The following is a 17,091-nucleotide window of genomic DNA, read 5'->3' as shown; positions in this document are numbered from 1 at the left end:
GTATTTTATCGTTGGTTCATTTATCCCGCTATTTTCCAGGCAGTAAGACTCCCGCCTAAAAATTCGGCTAAAGCAAAGAAGTTAGACGGGAGATCCACTGCCCGTAAACGCCTAGTTGGTGAAGGCTAATAATCAGTGGGGATGAACAAAATTTCCCACTGATTAAAGTTTCACTTTATAATAAATAGTAACATTTCGTATACACACAAAACGTGATCGTGAAATGAAGAAAAAATTAGTGGAAAGGAGTGCCAGCATGTTTCATACAGAACGTTTACAAATTCGCAAATATACAATGGATGATTTACAGTTCTACGCTTCACTATGGGGGAACGAGAAGGTAATGCGTTATATTGGAAATGGGACGTTAAAAACATATATGCAGTGTAAAAAAAGTCTGGAGGAATGGGTGATTCCTAGCTATAAAAACGGTCTCGGTTTATTTGTATTGATTGAAAAGGAAACGGGAACAAGAATTGGTCATGCAGGGCTGGTAAAGCAGAAGATAGATGGAAAAGAGGAAATTGAAATTGGTTATTGGTTACTTCCTCAGTATTGGGGAAAAGGGTATGCAAAAGAAGCGGCGGCAGCATTTCGTGACTACGGTTTCCAAGCATTACGAATGAATAAATTAATTTCTCTTATTAATCCGAATCATCCCGCCTCAATATTTGTTGCTAGAAAAACCGGGCTCAGCTATGAGAAAACAACGTCATTTCATGGAATCGATGTTCTAGTTTATTCTATTAAGCGTGTTGGATGAAAAAATTACTTTTTTAAAGGTAAATTGCATTTTTTGAAGAATGGTATATGAAAATAAAGGGAGGGGTTACATGTACATTTATCATAATGGACTTATTATTCGTGAGGGAACGAGTAGCGTACCAGCATATGCAATTAAAGCTTTGTTTGAAGATGCCGGTTGGAGTAATGATAATATCCCTTCTTGGCAAATTGAAAAATTTACGATAGCATTCGAAAATTCAACATGGGCTTTCACAATTTGGGATGAGGAAGAGATGGTTGCGATGGTTAGAGTTATTTCTGATGGAATTATGATTGCGAACATAGTAAATTTAGTTGTGAAGTGTGAATATAGAGGGAAGGGATTAGGTAAGAAGCTTGTAGCTCTTTGCCTGCAAAAACTTCCCCACGGTGATTGGTTTGCGCATACATCAGCGAACAATTTTGATTTTTATAGAAGTTGTGGATTTGAAGTTAGAGAGCTATCGAGAAATGGAACATGTGCGTATTATGGATACCAAGTCGCGAAAAGAGATGGTCACCGATAAATGAATGGAAAGTAAAAAAGTATAGCGAGGTAATTTTGAGACTTTTGATAATAGAGAATGGATTGAGGCTCGTTTTATGATAAAATAAAAGAAAATTCTGTTTATTATTAGGGGGATAAAAATGAGTGTAAAAGCTGGGGATGTATTTAAATATGAAAGAAGATTTACTGAGGAAGAAGTTTTTGAATTTGCAAATATTACCGGTGATAAAGGTAGACACCATGTGGAATACGATGAAAATGGAAGATTAATGGTTCATGGTTTATTGACTGCTAGCATTGGGACGAAAGTGGGAGAAGAGTTACATTACATAGCAAGAGAATTAGTAAGTGAGTTTATTAGACCAGTTTTCACAGGAGATACGATCACTTGTGAACTAACTTTAACAAATGTTGAGCAAATGGAAGGCTATAAAAAAGTTTCAATCGAGTCAGTTTATCGCAATCAGCATGAAAAGACTGTACTAGTTGGGACAAGTTATGGAATTATAAGGGGATAAAAAAGAAGCCTGTTTAACAGGCTTCTTTTTTTTATTATTTAATAAACACGTTTTCGATTTTCCGCATAACTAGAGATGAGTAATAATGCAGTTTCTTCTCCTATATTACGAACAATATGAGGAACGCATGCATTCCATGAGAAAGAATCACCTTCTTCTACAATTGCAATATCTTCACCGTGCTGAACTTCTAGTTTTCCGCGTAATACAAGGTGACATTCTTCCCCTTCATGGGCATTTGGTGAGTTTTCTTTCGGGAATCCAGTAGGGATTTCTACTAAAGATAGGCGAAGGCCCCCTTGCTCCGCAACATGTTCAATTCTTTGCTCATCTTTGCCGTATACACTGTATTTCCGTTCTTCTTTTTTGACAATTTTTAATCGATCTTTTTGCTCTAACAATAAATAGGGAAGGGGAACGTTTAAAAAATTGGAGATCGTTTCTAAAGTTGAGATAGATGGTGATGTTTTATTATTTTCAACCTGACTCATAAATCCTTTAGAAAGACCTGTTCCCTCGCAAATTTGTGCAATTGTTATGCCTCTACGTTGACGGATTTCACGTATTGCAGAACCAATATTCATAAAATCAAGCTCCTTTTTGTAAACAACTATTTGTATCATAGCAAAAAAAATATATTTTTTCCCAGTGAAAATGAATTGACGAATAAAAAAAATTAGTGTATGTTTTGTAATGTAAATAAAAGTTTTGTATAAGAAAACTATAAAGGAGAGAATGAAATGAATCAACATATTGGTAACTTAATTATTCGTATCGTGTTAGGGGTAACATTCTTCATGCACGGTTTAACAAAATTCCAATCAGGAATTGACAATATTGCAGGGTGGTTTACAAGTATTGGTTTACCAGGAGGACTTGCATACGGTGTAGCAACAATGGAAGTAGTTGGTGGGCTATTATTAATTCTAGGTTTAGGTGTAAGATATATTGGGTTATTATTTGCACTTGTTATGGTTGGAGCAATCGTAAAAGTGAAATGGTCAGCTGGTTTATTGGGAGATGGAAAAAATCCTGGTTTCGAATTAGAACTTGCATTATTAGCAATGGGTGCATACTTATTTATTGCAAAAGCTGATGGTTTTGTAGATAATTTCTTAAAAGAAAAAATGTCAAAGAAGAACTAATTTAAATGGGGGGCTAACAAGATGAGTTTTCAACTTCATCCCGATACAACACTTGATGTTGTTCATTTATACGTATCTAATGTAAAGAAATCACTAGAGTTTTATACGGAAGTACTAAGTATGAAGGTGCTAAGAGAAGAAGAAGCAGTCGTTACATTTGGGAATGAAAATGATGAACCACTTCTTATCATTGAAGAAAAGAAAGAAGCTTTTCCGAAGCAAAGAGGAAGAACAGGGTTATATCATTACGCAATTTTATTACCAAGTAGACAGGATTTAGCGAATGTTCTTCGTCATCTTGTAGAGATGGTATATCCACTACATGGCGGAGCCGATCATTACTTTAGTGAAGCTCTTTATTTAGCTGATCCAGATGGAAACGGGATTGAAATTTATCATGATCGACAAAAAGAAGTTTGGCGTGATGAGAATGGAGAACTCCCATTTGTTAGTAACCCGTTAGCTGGTGAAGAATTATTACAGCAAGGAAGTACATGGAATGGCTTTCCAGCTGGTACTGTGATGGGGCATATTCATTTTCATGTAGCTGATTTAGAGGAAGCGAAACGTTTCTATGTTGATGGTCTTGGTTTTGAAGTAACGATTCCAGCTCGTAATGGAGCATTGTTCGTATCTGCAGGTGGTTATCATCATCATATCGGTTTAAATACATGGCAAGGTGAAGAGGTACCACCGCAAATGCCAGGTTCTGTTGGTTTGAAATATTTCACAGTTGTACTAGCGAATGAAAAACAAAAAGAGCAAGTATGTGAAAGCTTAAAAAATATTGGCAAGATTGCTACGTACAAAGATGGAATATTACAAGTCGAGGATCCATTTGGACATTGTATCCATTTCAAAATAAAAGGAGAAGCCTAAAAAGGCTTCTCCTTTTATTTTCTTATAATTGCTTTTTCGTTTTGTAAAAATAGTTCATCAAATTGTTTTGCAAGCTCAAAATCTAGTTTCGTTAAACCTTTTGCATTCCAAGATGACAAAGTAATAATAACTGCTTTATACTGGATAAGGATAAATGGATGGTGATTATGTTCTTCTGATAGTTTGGCGGCTTCAGAGACAAATTCGACTCCTTTTAAGTAGTCGGAAAACATATATTTTCGTTCAATCCATTTCTCATCTTTTACCATCCATTTATCTACCTTCAATAATTCTTCGTGAACTTCTTCTTCAGTTAATCTTAGCATCATTTTTCACATCCTTTACTGGAAGTAACGCAAGACCATTGTTAATAAGGCGTGTTACAGCTTCGTCAGTTGTGAAAGTAGAAAGTTGATGTAGTAATGCTGCCGATGTTTCATGCCCTTTGTTATGCTCTAAAAGTAACTCTAATACTTCAAGGCGCAGCAACCATTCTTTCGCATAAAATTTATTTAATACTTCTTGAATTGCTACTAATTGATCGATATGCGCGTCGTGTAAAATCCCTTCACTTCGAATATCTCGAACTGTTTGATACATACGTTCAAGTTCATTCAGTACAAGTGGAGCAGGAATTTCGTGAACTTCTTCATCCATTGGGAAAAATGCTGCGGCATCTGCGGCACCTGGGAATACTGAAGTGATTTGTGAGCCAACAGCCATATCAAATGCGCCCCATGAAGCATCAAATAAAACGCGGGCGTTATAAGTAACTGTGCAATTGATAAAGGAAATAAGAGCAATTTTCTTATCGTTTTTTACAATATCTGTTACTGTTCCTTTTACATGAATACCACTTGCAAAAGTAAACTCAGCGATAGTTCCAATTGTAATCCCTAATGATTGTAGTTGTTCGTCTGTACAATTTTCTAATGCAATATTTTCAGTGAGTAATCCAATCGGTGTTCCAAATCCGTCACTGTGTACAGAAGTAGAATGATTTGCTAACTGTTTATTATGAAGTGCTAATGCCGTTGGCGAATTTGTTCGCATGTAAATTAATTCACCTGCATCGTTTTCAATTGTCTCGCTAAATGTACCTGTAATTTGTAATCCACTATTTAGCTCAGCTGTTGCATAGTTCTCAGAGCGAATTGCTTTTTCTAAACCTTCTTTTCCACCTGTTTTAAAGGCCATTGTTTTAGAAAATGTTTCAAGCGCATCTGTTAATTCTTCAAAGGATTCACAAACAAATAGTTGTGGTTGCATTTTTGTTACGTCATAAGTTGTCCCTATACATGCTTCGATAGAAAATGGAACCTTTTCTACAGCGTCTGTTAAGCAATGTTTGCTTTCGCCAACAGAAGAAAGGAGACCAGCACCATATATCTTTGGATCATCTATATTTCCGATCAATCCATATTCTACTGTCCACCAGAAAAGACGTGAAATTTGTTCAGCTTCTGATAAACCAGAAACTAAGTTTTGTTTTTCAATTACAGCATTTTCAGCAGCCTTAACTTCATCAGGAGTAGAAGTAGGGCTTTCTTTTACTATCGTTAATGTACGAACAGCTTCAAATGCATCATGTTCTTCTTTTGTAGAGAAAGCTTTTGCACCAATTTGCCCAAAACGTTTCACATATTTTGCATATGTAGGATCAAGTAAAATCGGTGCGTGTCCTGCGGCTTCGTGTACGATATCTGGAGCTGGTGTGTACTCGATATTTTCTACTTTCCGAATATCTGTTGCGATCGGTAGTAATCCGTGTCCTTGAAAATCGAAGAATGCTACGCCGGGAATAAGTCCGTCAATCGTTACAGCGCCCCAGCCACTTGGTGCCAAACACTCATTCATTTCTTCTACTTTTGGAATTGCATCTATATTAATACCAGATGATTGTAGTCCGTTCACATAGGCTGGATGAGCAACGTCTTTTAAGAAGCTATGATTTTGTCTCATAATGTAACGCCACACAGCGTGATTCACCGGTGTGTATTGATCATAATGTTGTGTGGATACGAATGGTTTTAAATGCGATGGAATTTCTGTTTTCTTTGTCATTTAGACATCCTCCTTTTTTTCTATAAAATTGAATATCGATTTCGTATAGCTTGTATCACCTCCCTTCATTATTTGTAAGCGCTTATAAAATTTTATCATAAGATTCGGAATTATTTAACATCTGTTTCTGTGAGAAATAGAAAAAGCCCCTATCGGAAAATCCGATAGGGGCGAAAGAATCGCGGTACCACCCTATTTGTAAGTGAAAATATACTTACATCTCAATTAATGATAACGGAAAAATTCCGTCTTTTCCTTCATGCATAAAATCACTACGAAAAAGAAGCTCCAGAATTGTAATTCATACTTATATATGTGCTAATTTCCACCGACCATTAGCTCTCTGTAACAGGGATATAAGATACTACTGCGATTCTTTCAACGCGTATATATGAAATTGTGTAAGAGGATGGACGCAAAAAAGTCCCTATCGGAAAATCCGATAGGGACGATAAAAATCGCGGTACCACCCTATTTGTAAACAACTAATTGTTTACCACTCACTTTACGATAACGGAAAGATCCGTCTTTCTCTTCATGCATAAAAAGCATTACGGGAAAGAAGCTCCAGAATTGTAATTCACGCTTGTATATGTACTGATTCGCACCAACCATCAGTTCTCTGAGACAGTGATATAAGTCGCTACTAGTATTCCTTCAAAGCCGATATATAATTCGTTCAACTAAACTATGTTTTGTATTATAAAACTATATTAAAAAAATTGTCAACAAAAATTTTTTATCCCGTGTTAATGAGCAGTAAAATTCCTACCTCAAAATTCGGTTGGAGTAAAGAAGTGAGAGGGAAGATTAACTGCCCGTAACTCCCGATTGGTGAAGGCTAATAATCAGTGGGGATGAACGAAATCTCCACTGATTAAAGTTTCACTTTATTTCACTTCTAAATTAACAGTTAAATTAGAGGTATTGCCAGCTGCATCAGTTGCTACAATGTGAATAGTATTTTTTCCTTCTTGTAATTGAGTGCGATCGAAATAAATGTCATAGCTTTTCTCCCAAGGGTTCAGGAATGCCTGTTCCCATACACCATTTCCGTTAATTTCATATTGTATTCTCACTGGAATACCAGGTGCTATCCAACCAGATTCTGACATCCAATCTAGTAGAATATCATCAACTTTCCCTCTAATTACGAGATTTTCTTGGTCAACTTCGTGTGTTAACTTAGGTGCAGTTTGATCAAGGAATACAGCAGCTGTTTGCTTTGTTTCTCCGCCAGAATTAGAAGCAACTGCTTCAATTTGATATAGCCCGTCAGCTAAAGGAGTGCCATCTGCTTTTGTACCATTCCATTTGAAAGGTTTGTATCCAGGAGTTGCATTTTTAGCTTGATGGATAATCCCTTGATACGTTACACGTTCTTTCGTAACTAAATTTGCATGCAATGTTACATCATCCACAGGCGCAACTAAATAGTAGTTGATGAGATTATCATCTAGTACGTGGTCGCCATTTGGGCTAAAAGTAGAATTAATAATTTCAAGTCCATCGATACGTTTATAATCTTTAGGATCGATACTAAATGTGAATGGAATTCGAATTTCTTCTTTTGCCCCTTGTTCTTTTACATATACATTTCCAGTATACACACCTTGTGGTAGTGAGCTATCTACAGTGATAGTAAATGGTTTTTCGGTACTACTATTCGGTTGTATGTTAATCGATGAAGGGACAGAAGCTCTTACTTTTGTGTTTGTGCTTGCATCTAGTAATTCCACACGAGTTGAAAAACTTTTCTTTTTACTAGAAAGGTTTTGTAATGTAACATTTTGCGTCAGTTTTACTTTTCCGCTATTTGGCTTAATAAGACCAAAGCTGACATTGTTAGGTTTTACTAATACATTTGTTTGAGCTGCTTTCGGAATGTTAATTAAACCAGACCCTTGTGCCATAACAGGGTATGTATTTTCATTGACATCATGTAATGTTTTTGCGTTGTTAGCAAGAGCCGCTTTCAATTGTTCTGTCGTCCATTCAGGATGCATTTGACGCAAGAGGGCAACCGCTCCAGCTACTTGCGGAGCAGCCATACTTGTTCCGTTATGCGATTCATAGCCGCCTCGCGGTACTGTACTAGTAATTTGTACTCCAGGTGCAACAACATCAGGCTTTATTAGCCAACTTCCTTGTGATGGTCCTCTTGAACTAAAGTTACCGATAAGTTCTGTTTGCTTTGGTTGGCCAATTTTTATATTTTTCTTTCGTTTTGTAATTAAAGTTTTTAATTCTTCCCCATTTGTATTTGATAATTGCATTACTGGGACAGCTAGATGTTCACGTGAAAAATATTCCGGCATCATATTAACTTCTTTTTCGCTAGAGATTAATAACACACCAAGTGCACCAGCTTGTTTCGCTTGTTCTGCCTTTACTAATGTACTAGAAGTACCTTGTAAAATAAGTGCGAATTTCCCTTTCACATCTTGTTTTGCATAATCACTTGGATTGCCATAACCAACGTATACAAGAGGGGAATCATTTCCTATTGGAAAATCGGATTTTGATAACGGTAACCCTTGATATGTTTTGCTGGAACCAGCTACTTGGAATGTTGGAAACGGGATAGAAACCGTAGATGCTCCAACAGAAATGACACTACTTGCGTTACCGGGAGCATCAACAGACCAAGGTTTTGGTCCGTCATTTCCATTTGAAACGACAGTAGTAACACCAAGTTTCGCTGCTCGTTCTAACGTTAATGTTACAGGCTGATCAGGTACATTTAAATCCTGCCCAAGGGAGAGGTTTAACACATCCGCACCATCTTGAATCGCTCGCTCAATCCCTTGGATAATATCATCTGTTGTACCAGTTCCACCGTCATTCATTACACGATAGGCTAGAATAGAAGCGTTTGGAGCAACGCCTTTAATTTTTCCATTACCCGCAATAATTCCAGCTACATGAGTACCATGTACGTTACCATCCATTGGATCGCTATCTTCATCAACCGTGTCATATCCACCGATATAATTTACCTTTAAGTCAGGGTGTGTATAGTCTACGCCAGAGTCGATAATGGCTACTTTCATGCCTTTTCCATCAAGCGGTTTGCCAGATGGATCTTTTAAATTCCACGCGTCAGGTGCACCAATTGTCGGTCCACCGATATTTGGTGCTTCTTCGTTAGTAGTACTTTTTGATGTTTCATGCAATTTATATGTTAAGTTCGGATAGACTGCTTTTACTTCAGGTAAAGAGGCAAGAGAGGTAATTTGATCTCCAGGAACTGAAATAGAGAATCCGGAAAATAACGTATTATACACTTCTTTAATTTTTGCACCAGGTGCTTTTTCTTTTATTTTCTTAGTCGTATCTTCTTGTGCTTTTTTTAGCTCAGCATGATAAGACTGCGCATTACTATTTTGTAAATCTGGAGCATGCTGAATATTACTTTGAGCAGCGAGAGGTGCATGTTGCAATTCTACAATTACTGATATTTCTTTTGTTGTTTTCGTTTCAACATTTTGAGCAATTTTATGTTCTCCCCACTGTTCAATCGTTGTTTTTAATTGTGGACTAAATTGCTTCTCCTTTTGTAGTGATTCAGCATGAGCGCTTAAAGCTCCAAAACTAGAAAAGACAAGCGCCATGCTTAATAGTGTAGATGTAGTTTTTTTCATTGATACTCCCCCTAACAAAAAGTGCCAATATTCAGAAGTGTAATCTTACATTTTAGTTAGAACTTATAAATATAAATGTTGGCTAAACTATACTTTCGACATAATTCATACCAATCCTCTATGAATTGAAAATTTCTTGGGAAATTTTTTCTGATTATGTCGAATCGATATTTTTCACATATTGTAGGAAGAAAGTGAGGAATGCTATGAGGGAAATGGAGTGATGGTATGAAAAGGCTAATAGTAAGTGGTAGTGTAGTGTTGTTTATGTTTGTATGTTCTATCACTATTACTAGCGCAGAAAATAATAGTGTGAAAGTTGCTTTTATTCGTCATCATAACCTTTGGATTAAAGTTGATGGGAAAGAAAAACAACTTACAAAAGGAGAGAACATAACAGGGCCAAAGTGGTCACATGATGGAGAATGGCTGGCATATGTAAAAGGGAAGAAACAAAATATTCTTGAGTTATATCGGCTGAAAGATGGAAAGAAAGTTACACCGTTTCACTCAGAAGCATCGAATTATCAATGGTCACCAACAGAAAATATAATTGCATTTATATTTACAGGTACATTGAATACATTTGATGTAGAAAAAAAGAATGCAGATTTTGAAAATGTATCGGCTGGTGTGGGTGATTATGCATGGTATCCTGATGGAAAGAACTTTCTTGTATCCTCTGAAGCGCACTTACTTCCAACAGGATGGACAGGTGCTCAGCTATATGAAGTGCAAAAAGATGCACATATGAATCCTCACAAAATGAAGCATTTGTATGCATTGCCAAATGAACATGACGATTTTCTAGCGCTAGTAGCAAGTGGCTTTAAGTGGTCACCAGATCAAAAGTGGATTTCATTTTTAGCGGTACCGACAGCTTCATTGTCAGCTGATAGTAATACGCTTTGCTTAGTTCGAGGAGATGGTAGTCGGTTTGAAATAGTAGATCAAATGCTATTAAATACAGAATGGTTCAAATGGGCGCCATCAAAAAACATATTGGCTTATATTGAAGGAAGCGGGAGAGTTGCATTAGAGAATAAACATTTAAAAATAAAAGAACTGCCAGTACTCCAGCAGCAAACATTTACGCCGAAAGGATATGTGGATTGGGATTTTACATGGAAGAACGATAATGTAATTATCGTTTCACGAGCAAAAGAGGGAGGGTTTGAAACTCTGCCAGAAAAAAGGCCATTTCCATCTTTATATGAGATAAATAGCACAAGCGATAAACAATATCAAATTACAAAGTCATCTAATAAGCAAGGCGATTATCATCCAATTTTCATGAAGAAGAGCAATCAATTAATATGGATACGTTCAGATCGTAAGAAAGCTAATATATGGATAGCTCATAGTGATGGAAAACATGAAAAAAAGTGGATTGAAAATGTAGATATACCAGAGTGGTATTATGAGAAATGGAATTGGGAAAATGTTATCTCGGTGAAAGAAGAATAAAAAACTGCCTAAAAGATTGTTTTAGGCAGTTTTTTACTGTTATTTATGTGTTTTATTTGGCTTTTTTTTCGCTGGGTTTCCGTTCCCTTGGCGCTTTCTATTTCGTTCATCTTTTGCTTGTTTTTCATGTAGTGTATCTAAAAATTCATTCGAGTTACTCATGTTTATATCTCTCCTTTCATTTTGTCATGATTACTATAACCATTTAGGAGGATAATCATGAGTTAGAAGTTAGGCACTTAATTTTCTTCGATAATGTAAGTAAAATATTCCATACATAACAAATAGCATGAGTAAAACTTGTAACTCTACATTTGCCTTTAAAATAGCTGCGATAGGGTCTAGTAAGTACGGTGATTTATCATTTGTGCTTAAACCTAACCATTTATTTAAGAGGCTAATGGTACAAAACATAAAAACACCGGACCAGCTTGCCGTAATTGCTTTTTGTTTAATTTTTGTTTCACGTTCATCATCTGTAATCCAAGGATTAGCAGTTTTATCACTACTAAAGAAGCCGTTTATATATCCCCATACAATCATTCCAATAAAGACAATTATCCATTTCATATATGTAATTCTCCTTTCGGTGTAAAAAGTATTTTACATGTAATATTGTAATATTTTACAAACCTTCGTGTCAAACCTTTTTTACATATCGGTTTTTATACAGCAGGAATAAAGAATGCAATAGGGAAGAAATATGTGTGAGGATTTTATAGTAAGAGGAGACTGAATATGAAAATAGTTTTTGTTCGGCATGGTGAAGGTGAACATACAACGGATTTACCAGAAAGTTTACAAGTGTTTGACCCACCATTGACGAGAGTAGGAAAGGCTCAAGCTAAGTTACTTCAACGTGATGTATCATTACAAGAAGCGGATATATTAATTGTTAGTCCTACACTTAGAACTTTACAAACGGCGACAATATGGAGTGCGAAAGTAGCTTGTCAAAAAATAGTCCATCCATATGTATCTCCGCGTATTTTTCCTTATCGAGAAGGAGCGAAAACATTACCGTGCGATTATATAGTAGATCAGGGAATGATAACAAAGTTATTTCCGCATTTTTCGATAGAGAAAAGCTCAAATAATCAGTTATGGAAGGAAGGTATAAACACTATTTCAGAGAATAGTTTTCAGCAAATAGTAGATGAATTTCTTCTTTGGTGTTATGAACTGGGTGCGGAAAGAATTTGCATTGTATCTCACGATGGAACAATTACAGCATATAGGCAATATTTACATAAAGTCGTTTTAACTAGATCAGATTTTTTGAAAGAAACAGGTATATATGAAATGGATTTATCCCATAAAAGTCTGATTGATAAGGGCTGATTATAGGATGGAGGTTGTTTGTTGAATATTGCATTAGTAGTTGGTTTTAATTCGGATTTAGAGGCGCAATCAATACGAGCATCTCTTGAGTATTTTGGTGCAAGAGTTGTGACATATTGGATTGGTAGACCGAAAGATTTTGTGGAAGTTCTTTCTGGAAAGAACTTATTTAACGATATTAATTATATTATTTTTTGCTTTCATGGTGAAGAAGGGAAGTTTGTCATGGAAGAGTTAGGCGAAGAAGTATATGAACAAGATGAACCGAGAGGGTATTTTGGTAAAGCAGAAATTTATAAATATGCAAAATTGCATAATACACATATTGTAAATAGCGGGTGCACATTAGGGGAGCAAAAACTTGCAAAATCTTTTTTACATAGTGGTGCGAAATCATATATTGGATCGATTGATTATGTAGATGGAAATGCAGCACTTATGTTTACTATACGCTTATTTTATGGGGTTATTAACCATGGGAAAACGTTAGAAGAAGCGTTTCAAGAAGCGAGTTTAATTGATGAGGAGACACATACATTTCGATTCTATAATTAGTATGAAACACGTTTATTCTATATTCGAATAAACGTGTTTCACATTTAACTCACAATTTTTTTACATTTTTTTCAATGAAAATGATTATCACCTGTGGTATGATATGTTCAAGTTTTTACAGGTAATAAAAGTTACTATATAAACGTTAGCATTTAATGTTTCATACACATGTCATGAATTATTCATAAATAACGTTTGAAAAATAAGTAACTAATGTTATTATATTAACTGTAACTAACTTAATTACAACTTTAGGAGGAAGATATGGTTATTCAATTTTTAAGAGAAAACAAAGCAGTTTCTTTTGTATTAGCAGTAATTCGAGTATATCTTGGTTACACATGGTTAATGGCTGGAATCGGTAAACTACAAGGAAAAGGATTCGATGCAACAGGTTATTTGCAAGGCGCAATTGAAAAATCTAAAGGCGCACAACCGGCTGTTCAATCTTGGTGGGCATCATTCTTACAAGAATTTGCAATTCCAAATGTAGATTTGTTTAATACACTTGTAACATGGGGAGAAATTTTAGTCGGAATTGGTTTAATTGTAGGCTGTTTAACAAAAACAGCGGTCTTTTTTGGTCTTGTAATGAACTTTTCCTATATGTTTAGTGGGTCAATTGGTGTGAACCCTGAGATGGTTATCTTATCTATGTTTGTTCTTGTTGCCGGTATGAACGCTGGGAAATTTGGAATGGATGGCTTCGTTATCCCGAAAGTATTAGGATCAAAAACGCCAAAACGCCAAAAGCAAGCTGCTTAATATATGAAAACGGGTATCTCAAAATGAGATACCCGTTTATGTTATTTTTCAACTTTGATCGGATTGTTCTTAAAGAAGTCTTGTACATACCCGACAAATTCTCGTGGTTCTTGGCGAAATGGTGCATGATATCCTTTTTCAATAATATGTAAAGTGCTATTTTTTAAGAATTGATGATACGTTTCTCCTTCTTTCCAAGAAACGCTACTATCATTTCTGCCCCATATAATTAAAGTTGGCTGTTTCATTTCATTCGCATTAATTTTAAGACGTCTAGGCCATAGTTTCATTTTGTTATAATGCTCTTCATCGTTACGTTTGAATTTCACTTTGCTCTCATCATAATCAGTAATAGAAGAAACGGCATTTAAATCAGTCGGCAATTGTGGTTTTGGTGAGCCTTGTTTAGTAACGAATGTATGAGGACCACCTGTAGCATCAGTTAAAATAAGGTGAGTAACTGCTTCAGGATATAAATATGTTAAATTTAGAGAAATTTCTCCCCCCATGGAATGCCCCAGTATTGCGAATGAATCATACCCTAGTTTTTTCATTAATTTATAATACAAATTTGCATGAGTTGGAAAAGAATAATAAAAATCCATTGGCTTAGATGAGCGCCCGAATCCTAAAGCATCTACAGAAATAATTGTATGATCTTTTGCTAAATCGGAGTAAATCTTTTGAAAACCATCTGATGACCCTCCAAAGCCATGAATCATAAGTAAAGGTGGTTTTTCATTACCAATCTTTTTAAAGTAAATGGTTTGACCATCTATTTCTACCATTTTTTCCTCGGTAGCTAGTTTAGCTGTAATTGTATTTTTCACTTGCTTTACTTGTTCTACTGGCTTTTCTGCTGCACTACATCCTACTAATAGTGTAAGAGTAAGACAACCTACCATAAAATAGCTAAATCGCTTCAATTAGGTGTCTCCTTTCTAACATAACGCTGTATCTATCATAGCAAATAGCATATTACGATTTCCAGGAAGTTGGCTACCATTTTTTATCATAAGAGGTGAAAGGAGCGTTTCTTGGAAATTTTCTGTTTGAAGAAATTTACGAAATATAAATTGTGAGTGTGGGACATCAATTCGTACTATACCATTCCAACATTCACATATCTTTTTTAATAATTGAATAGCATCTTCTTCTTGCTTGGCGATAAGTGGATGGATACATAATATATTGCCCTTTTGTATGCATAATGAAAAAGCTTCTATACGGTTATTTCTTTCAATTTTAAAAGCGTGTATGGCCCTTGGTAATAGCAAAGAGTAAAGTAGAGAACGATTCACACCAGTTGCAATTTGATCAAGAGAAGTAAGAGATATAAGGTCTTCTTCTCGTACTTGTTGTAAGTGAGAAGGATACGTCTTAGTAGTTTGCTTTTCAAAACGATGAATTGTTGTTGCTGTTTGAAATCCACATGATGTGTATAGAGGTTCGCCAGCTTTTGTCGCAATAAGTGCAATTGGTTGTTTTGGATGAATTTGTTCCAAGCAATGATTTAGCAACATGCGCCCTATTCCTCGTCCTTGAAAGTTAGGGTGAACGATTAACATACCAATGGAAGCGAAGTTACTTGTAAAGGGAAATACTCCTCCAGTCGCAATGAGTTTGTTTTCATGAATATAACCTACAAGTGTGCCGATAGAAAGATACATTTCGAATTGTTTTTTCATAAAAATTTCATCGTGTAACCATCCAACAGATTTGCAAAGATTAAGTAATTCAAAAATAAAAGACTCATTTAGCTTTACTATTTTCATAAAGGCTCACCGCATTTCTATTTAATTTCATAAAAATAGAGTCAAAATGTAAAAAAAGAGATTTACGTTAAATGAAATCCAACTTGTTTATATTTAAATTGTAAAGGGCGGGATGGTTGATACGAAAAGACAAAGTTATACAAATTATAACTGATATTTACATAAGTTAACAAAAAATTTACATACAGCTAATTTTCTCTTAATAGTCTTCCATTAAATTTGATAGTGGGAAATGAATAACCTAATTAGGGGGACAAGACAGTGAAAAAGTTTGTGAAAAAAGCATGGCCATTTGCAGTTGTGGCATCATTAGCAGTTACTTCGGTAGCAACATGGAATTTTACTCGTTCTAGTGAGGTTAATGCAGATGAGAACGGAAGCAATGCAAAGATTAAAAATGTTATCGTATTAATTGGGGATGGTATGGGCCCTTCATATATGACGGCTCACCGTTATATGAAAGATAATCCAAAAACCTTTGAAATGGAATCTACAGAATTTGATAAGCATCTTGTAGGAACACAAAAAACATATCCAGAAGATGAACATGAAAATATTACAGACTCTGCATCAGCAGCAACAGCTATGTCAGCAGGGATTAAAACATATAATGCTGCAATTGCAGTTGATAATGATAAAGCGGAAGTGAAAACAGTTCTTGAGCAAGCGAAAGAAAAAGGGAAATCAACGGGACTCGTTGCAACTTCTGAAATTACACATGCAACACCAGCTGCTTTCGGTGCGCATGACATTAGCCGTAAAAATATGGACGCAATTGCAAATGATTATTTTGATGAGAAAATTAAAGGGAAGCATAAAGTAGATGTTATGCTTGGCGGCGGCGTAAAGAACTTTGTTAGAAAAGATCGTAATCTTACAGAAGAGTTTAAGAAATCTGGTTATAGCTATGTAACGGATCGAGATCAATTGTTAAATGATAAAAATGATCAAATTCTTGGTTTATTTGCACCAGGTGGATTAGATAAAATGATTGACCGTAATGATAAAACACCTTCATTAGAAGAAATGACTAATGCAGCAATTGAGCGTTTGAACAAAAATAAAAATGGTTTCTTCTTAATGGTGGAAGGAAGTCAAATCGACTGGGCTGGACATGATAATGATATCGTTGGTGCAATGAGTGAAATGGAAGACTTCGAAAAAGCTTTCAAAGCAGCGATTGAGTTTGCGAAAAAAGATAAAAATACGTTAGTTGTTGCAACGGCAGACCACGCTACAGGTGGATTATCTTTAGGTGCCAATGGCGAGTATAACTTTAAAGTAGATCCAATTAAAGCTGCAAAACGCACACCAGACTTTATGGCAAATGAGATTGCAAAAGGTGCAAATGTAGAAGAAACATTGAAAAAGTATATTGATTTACAATTAACTCCAGAAGAAATTCAAGCTGTAAATAATATAGCTCCGTCAAAAGATGTAACAAAGATTGATAATGCAATTGAAGATATTTTCAATAAGCGCTCGGTTACAGGCTGGACAACTGGTGGACATACAGGGGAAGATGTGAACGTGTATGCATTTGGTCCAGGTAAATACTTATTCTCAGGCGTTCAGGAGAATACAAATATAGCGAAACGTGTCTTTGATATTGTTGGCGGCGGCGATCCGAATAAAGGAAGACGTTAATTAAGAGCGAAAGTGAGG

General features: G+C 35.7%; 18 protein-coding genes and 2 other annotated features. Of the genes, 10 read left to right on the top strand and 8 right to left on the bottom strand.

Annotation, left to right across the window (positions count from 1 at the left end):
- Window positions 1-223: 223 nt before the first annotated feature.
- The 3 genes from DN400_RS14705 (at window position 224) to DN400_RS14695 (ending at window position 1,791) form a co-directional block, all read left to right on the top strand.
- A complete protein-coding gene (locus DN400_RS14705) occupies window positions 224-763 on the top strand; it encodes a GNAT family N-acetyltransferase (RefSeq protein ID WP_002024815.1) in 540 nt (179 codons plus the stop codon).
- Between the two features lie 70 nt (window positions 764-833).
- Entirely contained in the window at window positions 834-1,292 is a 459-nt protein-coding gene (locus DN400_RS14700) for a GNAT family N-acetyltransferase (RefSeq protein ID WP_000276127.1), read from the top strand.
- 121 nt (window positions 1,293-1,413) lie between these two features.
- The gene (locus DN400_RS14695; RefSeq protein ID WP_000111564.1) at window positions 1,414-1,791 is read left to right on the top strand and encodes a hotdog family protein; all 378 of its coding nucleotides are present in this window, start codon (window positions 1,414-1,416) and stop codon (window positions 1,789-1,791) included.
- Window positions 1,792-1,829: 38 nt separating this feature from the next.
- Here the strand turns inward: DN400_RS14695 and DN400_RS14690 are convergent, their stop codons facing one another.
- Window positions 1,830-2,375 (bottom strand): helix-turn-helix domain-containing protein, encoded by a 546-nt coding sequence (locus DN400_RS14690; protein ID WP_001020693.1) that lies wholly within the window; start codon window positions 2,373-2,375, stop codon window positions 1,830-1,832.
- A 156-nt stretch (window positions 2,376-2,531) separates the two neighbouring features.
- Between DN400_RS14690 and DN400_RS14685 the strand changes: the two genes are divergently transcribed.
- Window positions 2,532-2,936, top strand: a complete 405-nt coding sequence (locus DN400_RS14685) for a DoxX family protein (RefSeq protein WP_001071555.1) — start codon at window positions 2,532-2,534, stop codon at window positions 2,934-2,936.
- A gap of 21 nt (window positions 2,937-2,957) precedes the next feature.
- On the top strand, window positions 2,958-3,815 hold the full coding sequence (locus tag DN400_RS14680; RefSeq protein ID WP_000009846.1) for a VOC family protein: 858 nt from the start codon (window positions 2,958-2,960) through the stop codon (window positions 3,813-3,815).
- 14 nt (window positions 3,816-3,829) lie between these two features.
- Here DN400_RS14680 and DN400_RS14675 read toward each other — a convergent pair whose 3' ends face one another.
- From DN400_RS14675 to DN400_RS14665, 3 genes are all read right to left on the bottom strand, one after another.
- Window positions 3,830-4,144, bottom strand: coding sequence for a 4a-hydroxytetrahydrobiopterin dehydratase (locus DN400_RS14675; protein WP_000979537.1), 315 nt, complete (start codon window positions 4,142-4,144; stop codon window positions 3,830-3,832).
- Window positions 4,125-5,879 carry an aromatic amino acid hydroxylase gene (locus DN400_RS14670; RefSeq protein ID WP_098255606.1) on the bottom strand — a complete coding sequence of 585 codons (1,755 nt, stop codon included), beginning with the start codon at window positions 5,877-5,879 and terminating at the stop codon, window positions 4,125-4,127. Before DN400_RS14670 ends, DN400_RS14675 begins: the two co-directional genes overlap by 20 nt.
- A 163-nt stretch (window positions 5,880-6,042) precedes the next feature.
- Window positions 6,043-6,270 (bottom strand) — a binding site (T-box leader).
- Between the two features lie 50 nt (window positions 6,271-6,320).
- Window positions 6,321-6,549: a binding site (T-box leader), on the bottom strand.
- A 220-nt stretch (window positions 6,550-6,769) separates the two neighbouring features.
- Window positions 6,770-9,523, bottom strand: coding sequence for a S8 family peptidase (locus DN400_RS14665; RefSeq protein WP_147801725.1), 2,754 nt, complete (start codon window positions 9,521-9,523; stop codon window positions 6,770-6,772).
- Window positions 9,524-9,751: 228 nt separating this feature from the next.
- On the opposite strand from DN400_RS14665, the gene DN400_RS14660 reads away from it, so the two are divergent.
- The gene (locus DN400_RS14660; RefSeq protein WP_065229381.1) at window positions 9,752-10,990 is read left to right on the top strand and encodes a TolB family protein; all 1,239 of its coding nucleotides are present in this window, start codon (window positions 9,752-9,754) and stop codon (window positions 10,988-10,990) included.
- 39 nt (window positions 10,991-11,029) lie between these two features.
- On the opposite strand, the gene DN400_RS14655 is transcribed toward DN400_RS14660, so the two are convergent.
- The gene (locus DN400_RS14655; RefSeq protein WP_016512308.1) at window positions 11,030-11,152 is read right to left on the bottom strand and encodes a DUF4023 domain-containing protein; all 123 of its coding nucleotides are present in this window, start codon (window positions 11,150-11,152) and stop codon (window positions 11,030-11,032) included.
- A gap of 69 nt (window positions 11,153-11,221) precedes the next feature.
- A complete protein-coding gene (locus tag DN400_RS14650) occupies window positions 11,222-11,560 on the bottom strand; it encodes a hypothetical protein (RefSeq protein ID WP_016512309.1) in 339 nt (112 codons plus the stop codon).
- Between the two features lie 168 nt (window positions 11,561-11,728).
- On the opposite strand from DN400_RS14650, the gene DN400_RS14645 reads away from it, so the two are divergent.
- The 3 genes from DN400_RS14645 (at window position 11,729) to DN400_RS14635 (ending at window position 13,651) form a co-directional block, all read left to right on the top strand.
- On the top strand, window positions 11,729-12,331 hold the full coding sequence (locus DN400_RS14645; RefSeq protein WP_000706247.1) for a histidine phosphatase family protein: 603 nt from the start codon (window positions 11,729-11,731) through the stop codon (window positions 12,329-12,331).
- Between the two features lie 18 nt (window positions 12,332-12,349).
- A complete protein-coding gene (locus DN400_RS14640; protein ID WP_025118463.1) occupies window positions 12,350-12,886 on the top strand; it encodes a hypothetical protein in 537 nt (178 codons plus the stop codon).
- Window positions 12,887-13,150: 264 nt separating this feature from the next.
- The gene (locus DN400_RS14635; protein ID WP_016080236.1) at window positions 13,151-13,651 is read left to right on the top strand and encodes a DoxX family protein; all 501 of its coding nucleotides are present in this window, start codon (window positions 13,151-13,153) and stop codon (window positions 13,649-13,651) included.
- 41 nt (window positions 13,652-13,692) lie between these two features.
- Here the strand turns inward: DN400_RS14635 and DN400_RS14630 are convergent, their stop codons facing one another.
- Window positions 13,693-14,577, bottom strand: a complete 885-nt coding sequence (locus DN400_RS14630) for an alpha/beta fold hydrolase (protein WP_065229375.1) — start codon at window positions 14,575-14,577, stop codon at window positions 13,693-13,695.
- Between the two features lie 15 nt (window positions 14,578-14,592).
- Window positions 14,593-15,426: a GNAT family N-acetyltransferase gene (locus DN400_RS14625; RefSeq protein ID WP_065229374.1), complete on the bottom strand. Its 834-nt coding sequence runs from the start codon at window positions 15,424-15,426 to the stop codon at window positions 14,593-14,595.
- A 261-nt stretch (window positions 15,427-15,687) separates the two neighbouring features.
- Between DN400_RS14625 and DN400_RS14620 the strand changes: the two genes are divergently transcribed.
- Window positions 15,688-17,073 carry an alkaline phosphatase gene (locus tag DN400_RS14620; RefSeq protein ID WP_000714909.1) on the top strand — a complete coding sequence of 462 codons (1,386 nt, stop codon included), beginning with the start codon at window positions 15,688-15,690 and terminating at the stop codon, window positions 17,071-17,073.
- The last annotated feature ends 18 nt before the right edge of the window (window positions 17,074-17,091 follow it).

The sequence above is a fragment of the Bacillus sp. AR8-1 genome (assembly GCF_008042345.1).
In the GTDB taxonomy this organism is placed as follows: Bacteria; Bacillota; Bacilli; order Bacillales; family Bacillaceae_G; genus Bacillus_A; species Bacillus_A cereus.
Note: the sequence above shows the minus strand (reverse complement) of the source record. Positions and strands in the feature narration are given on the sequence as shown.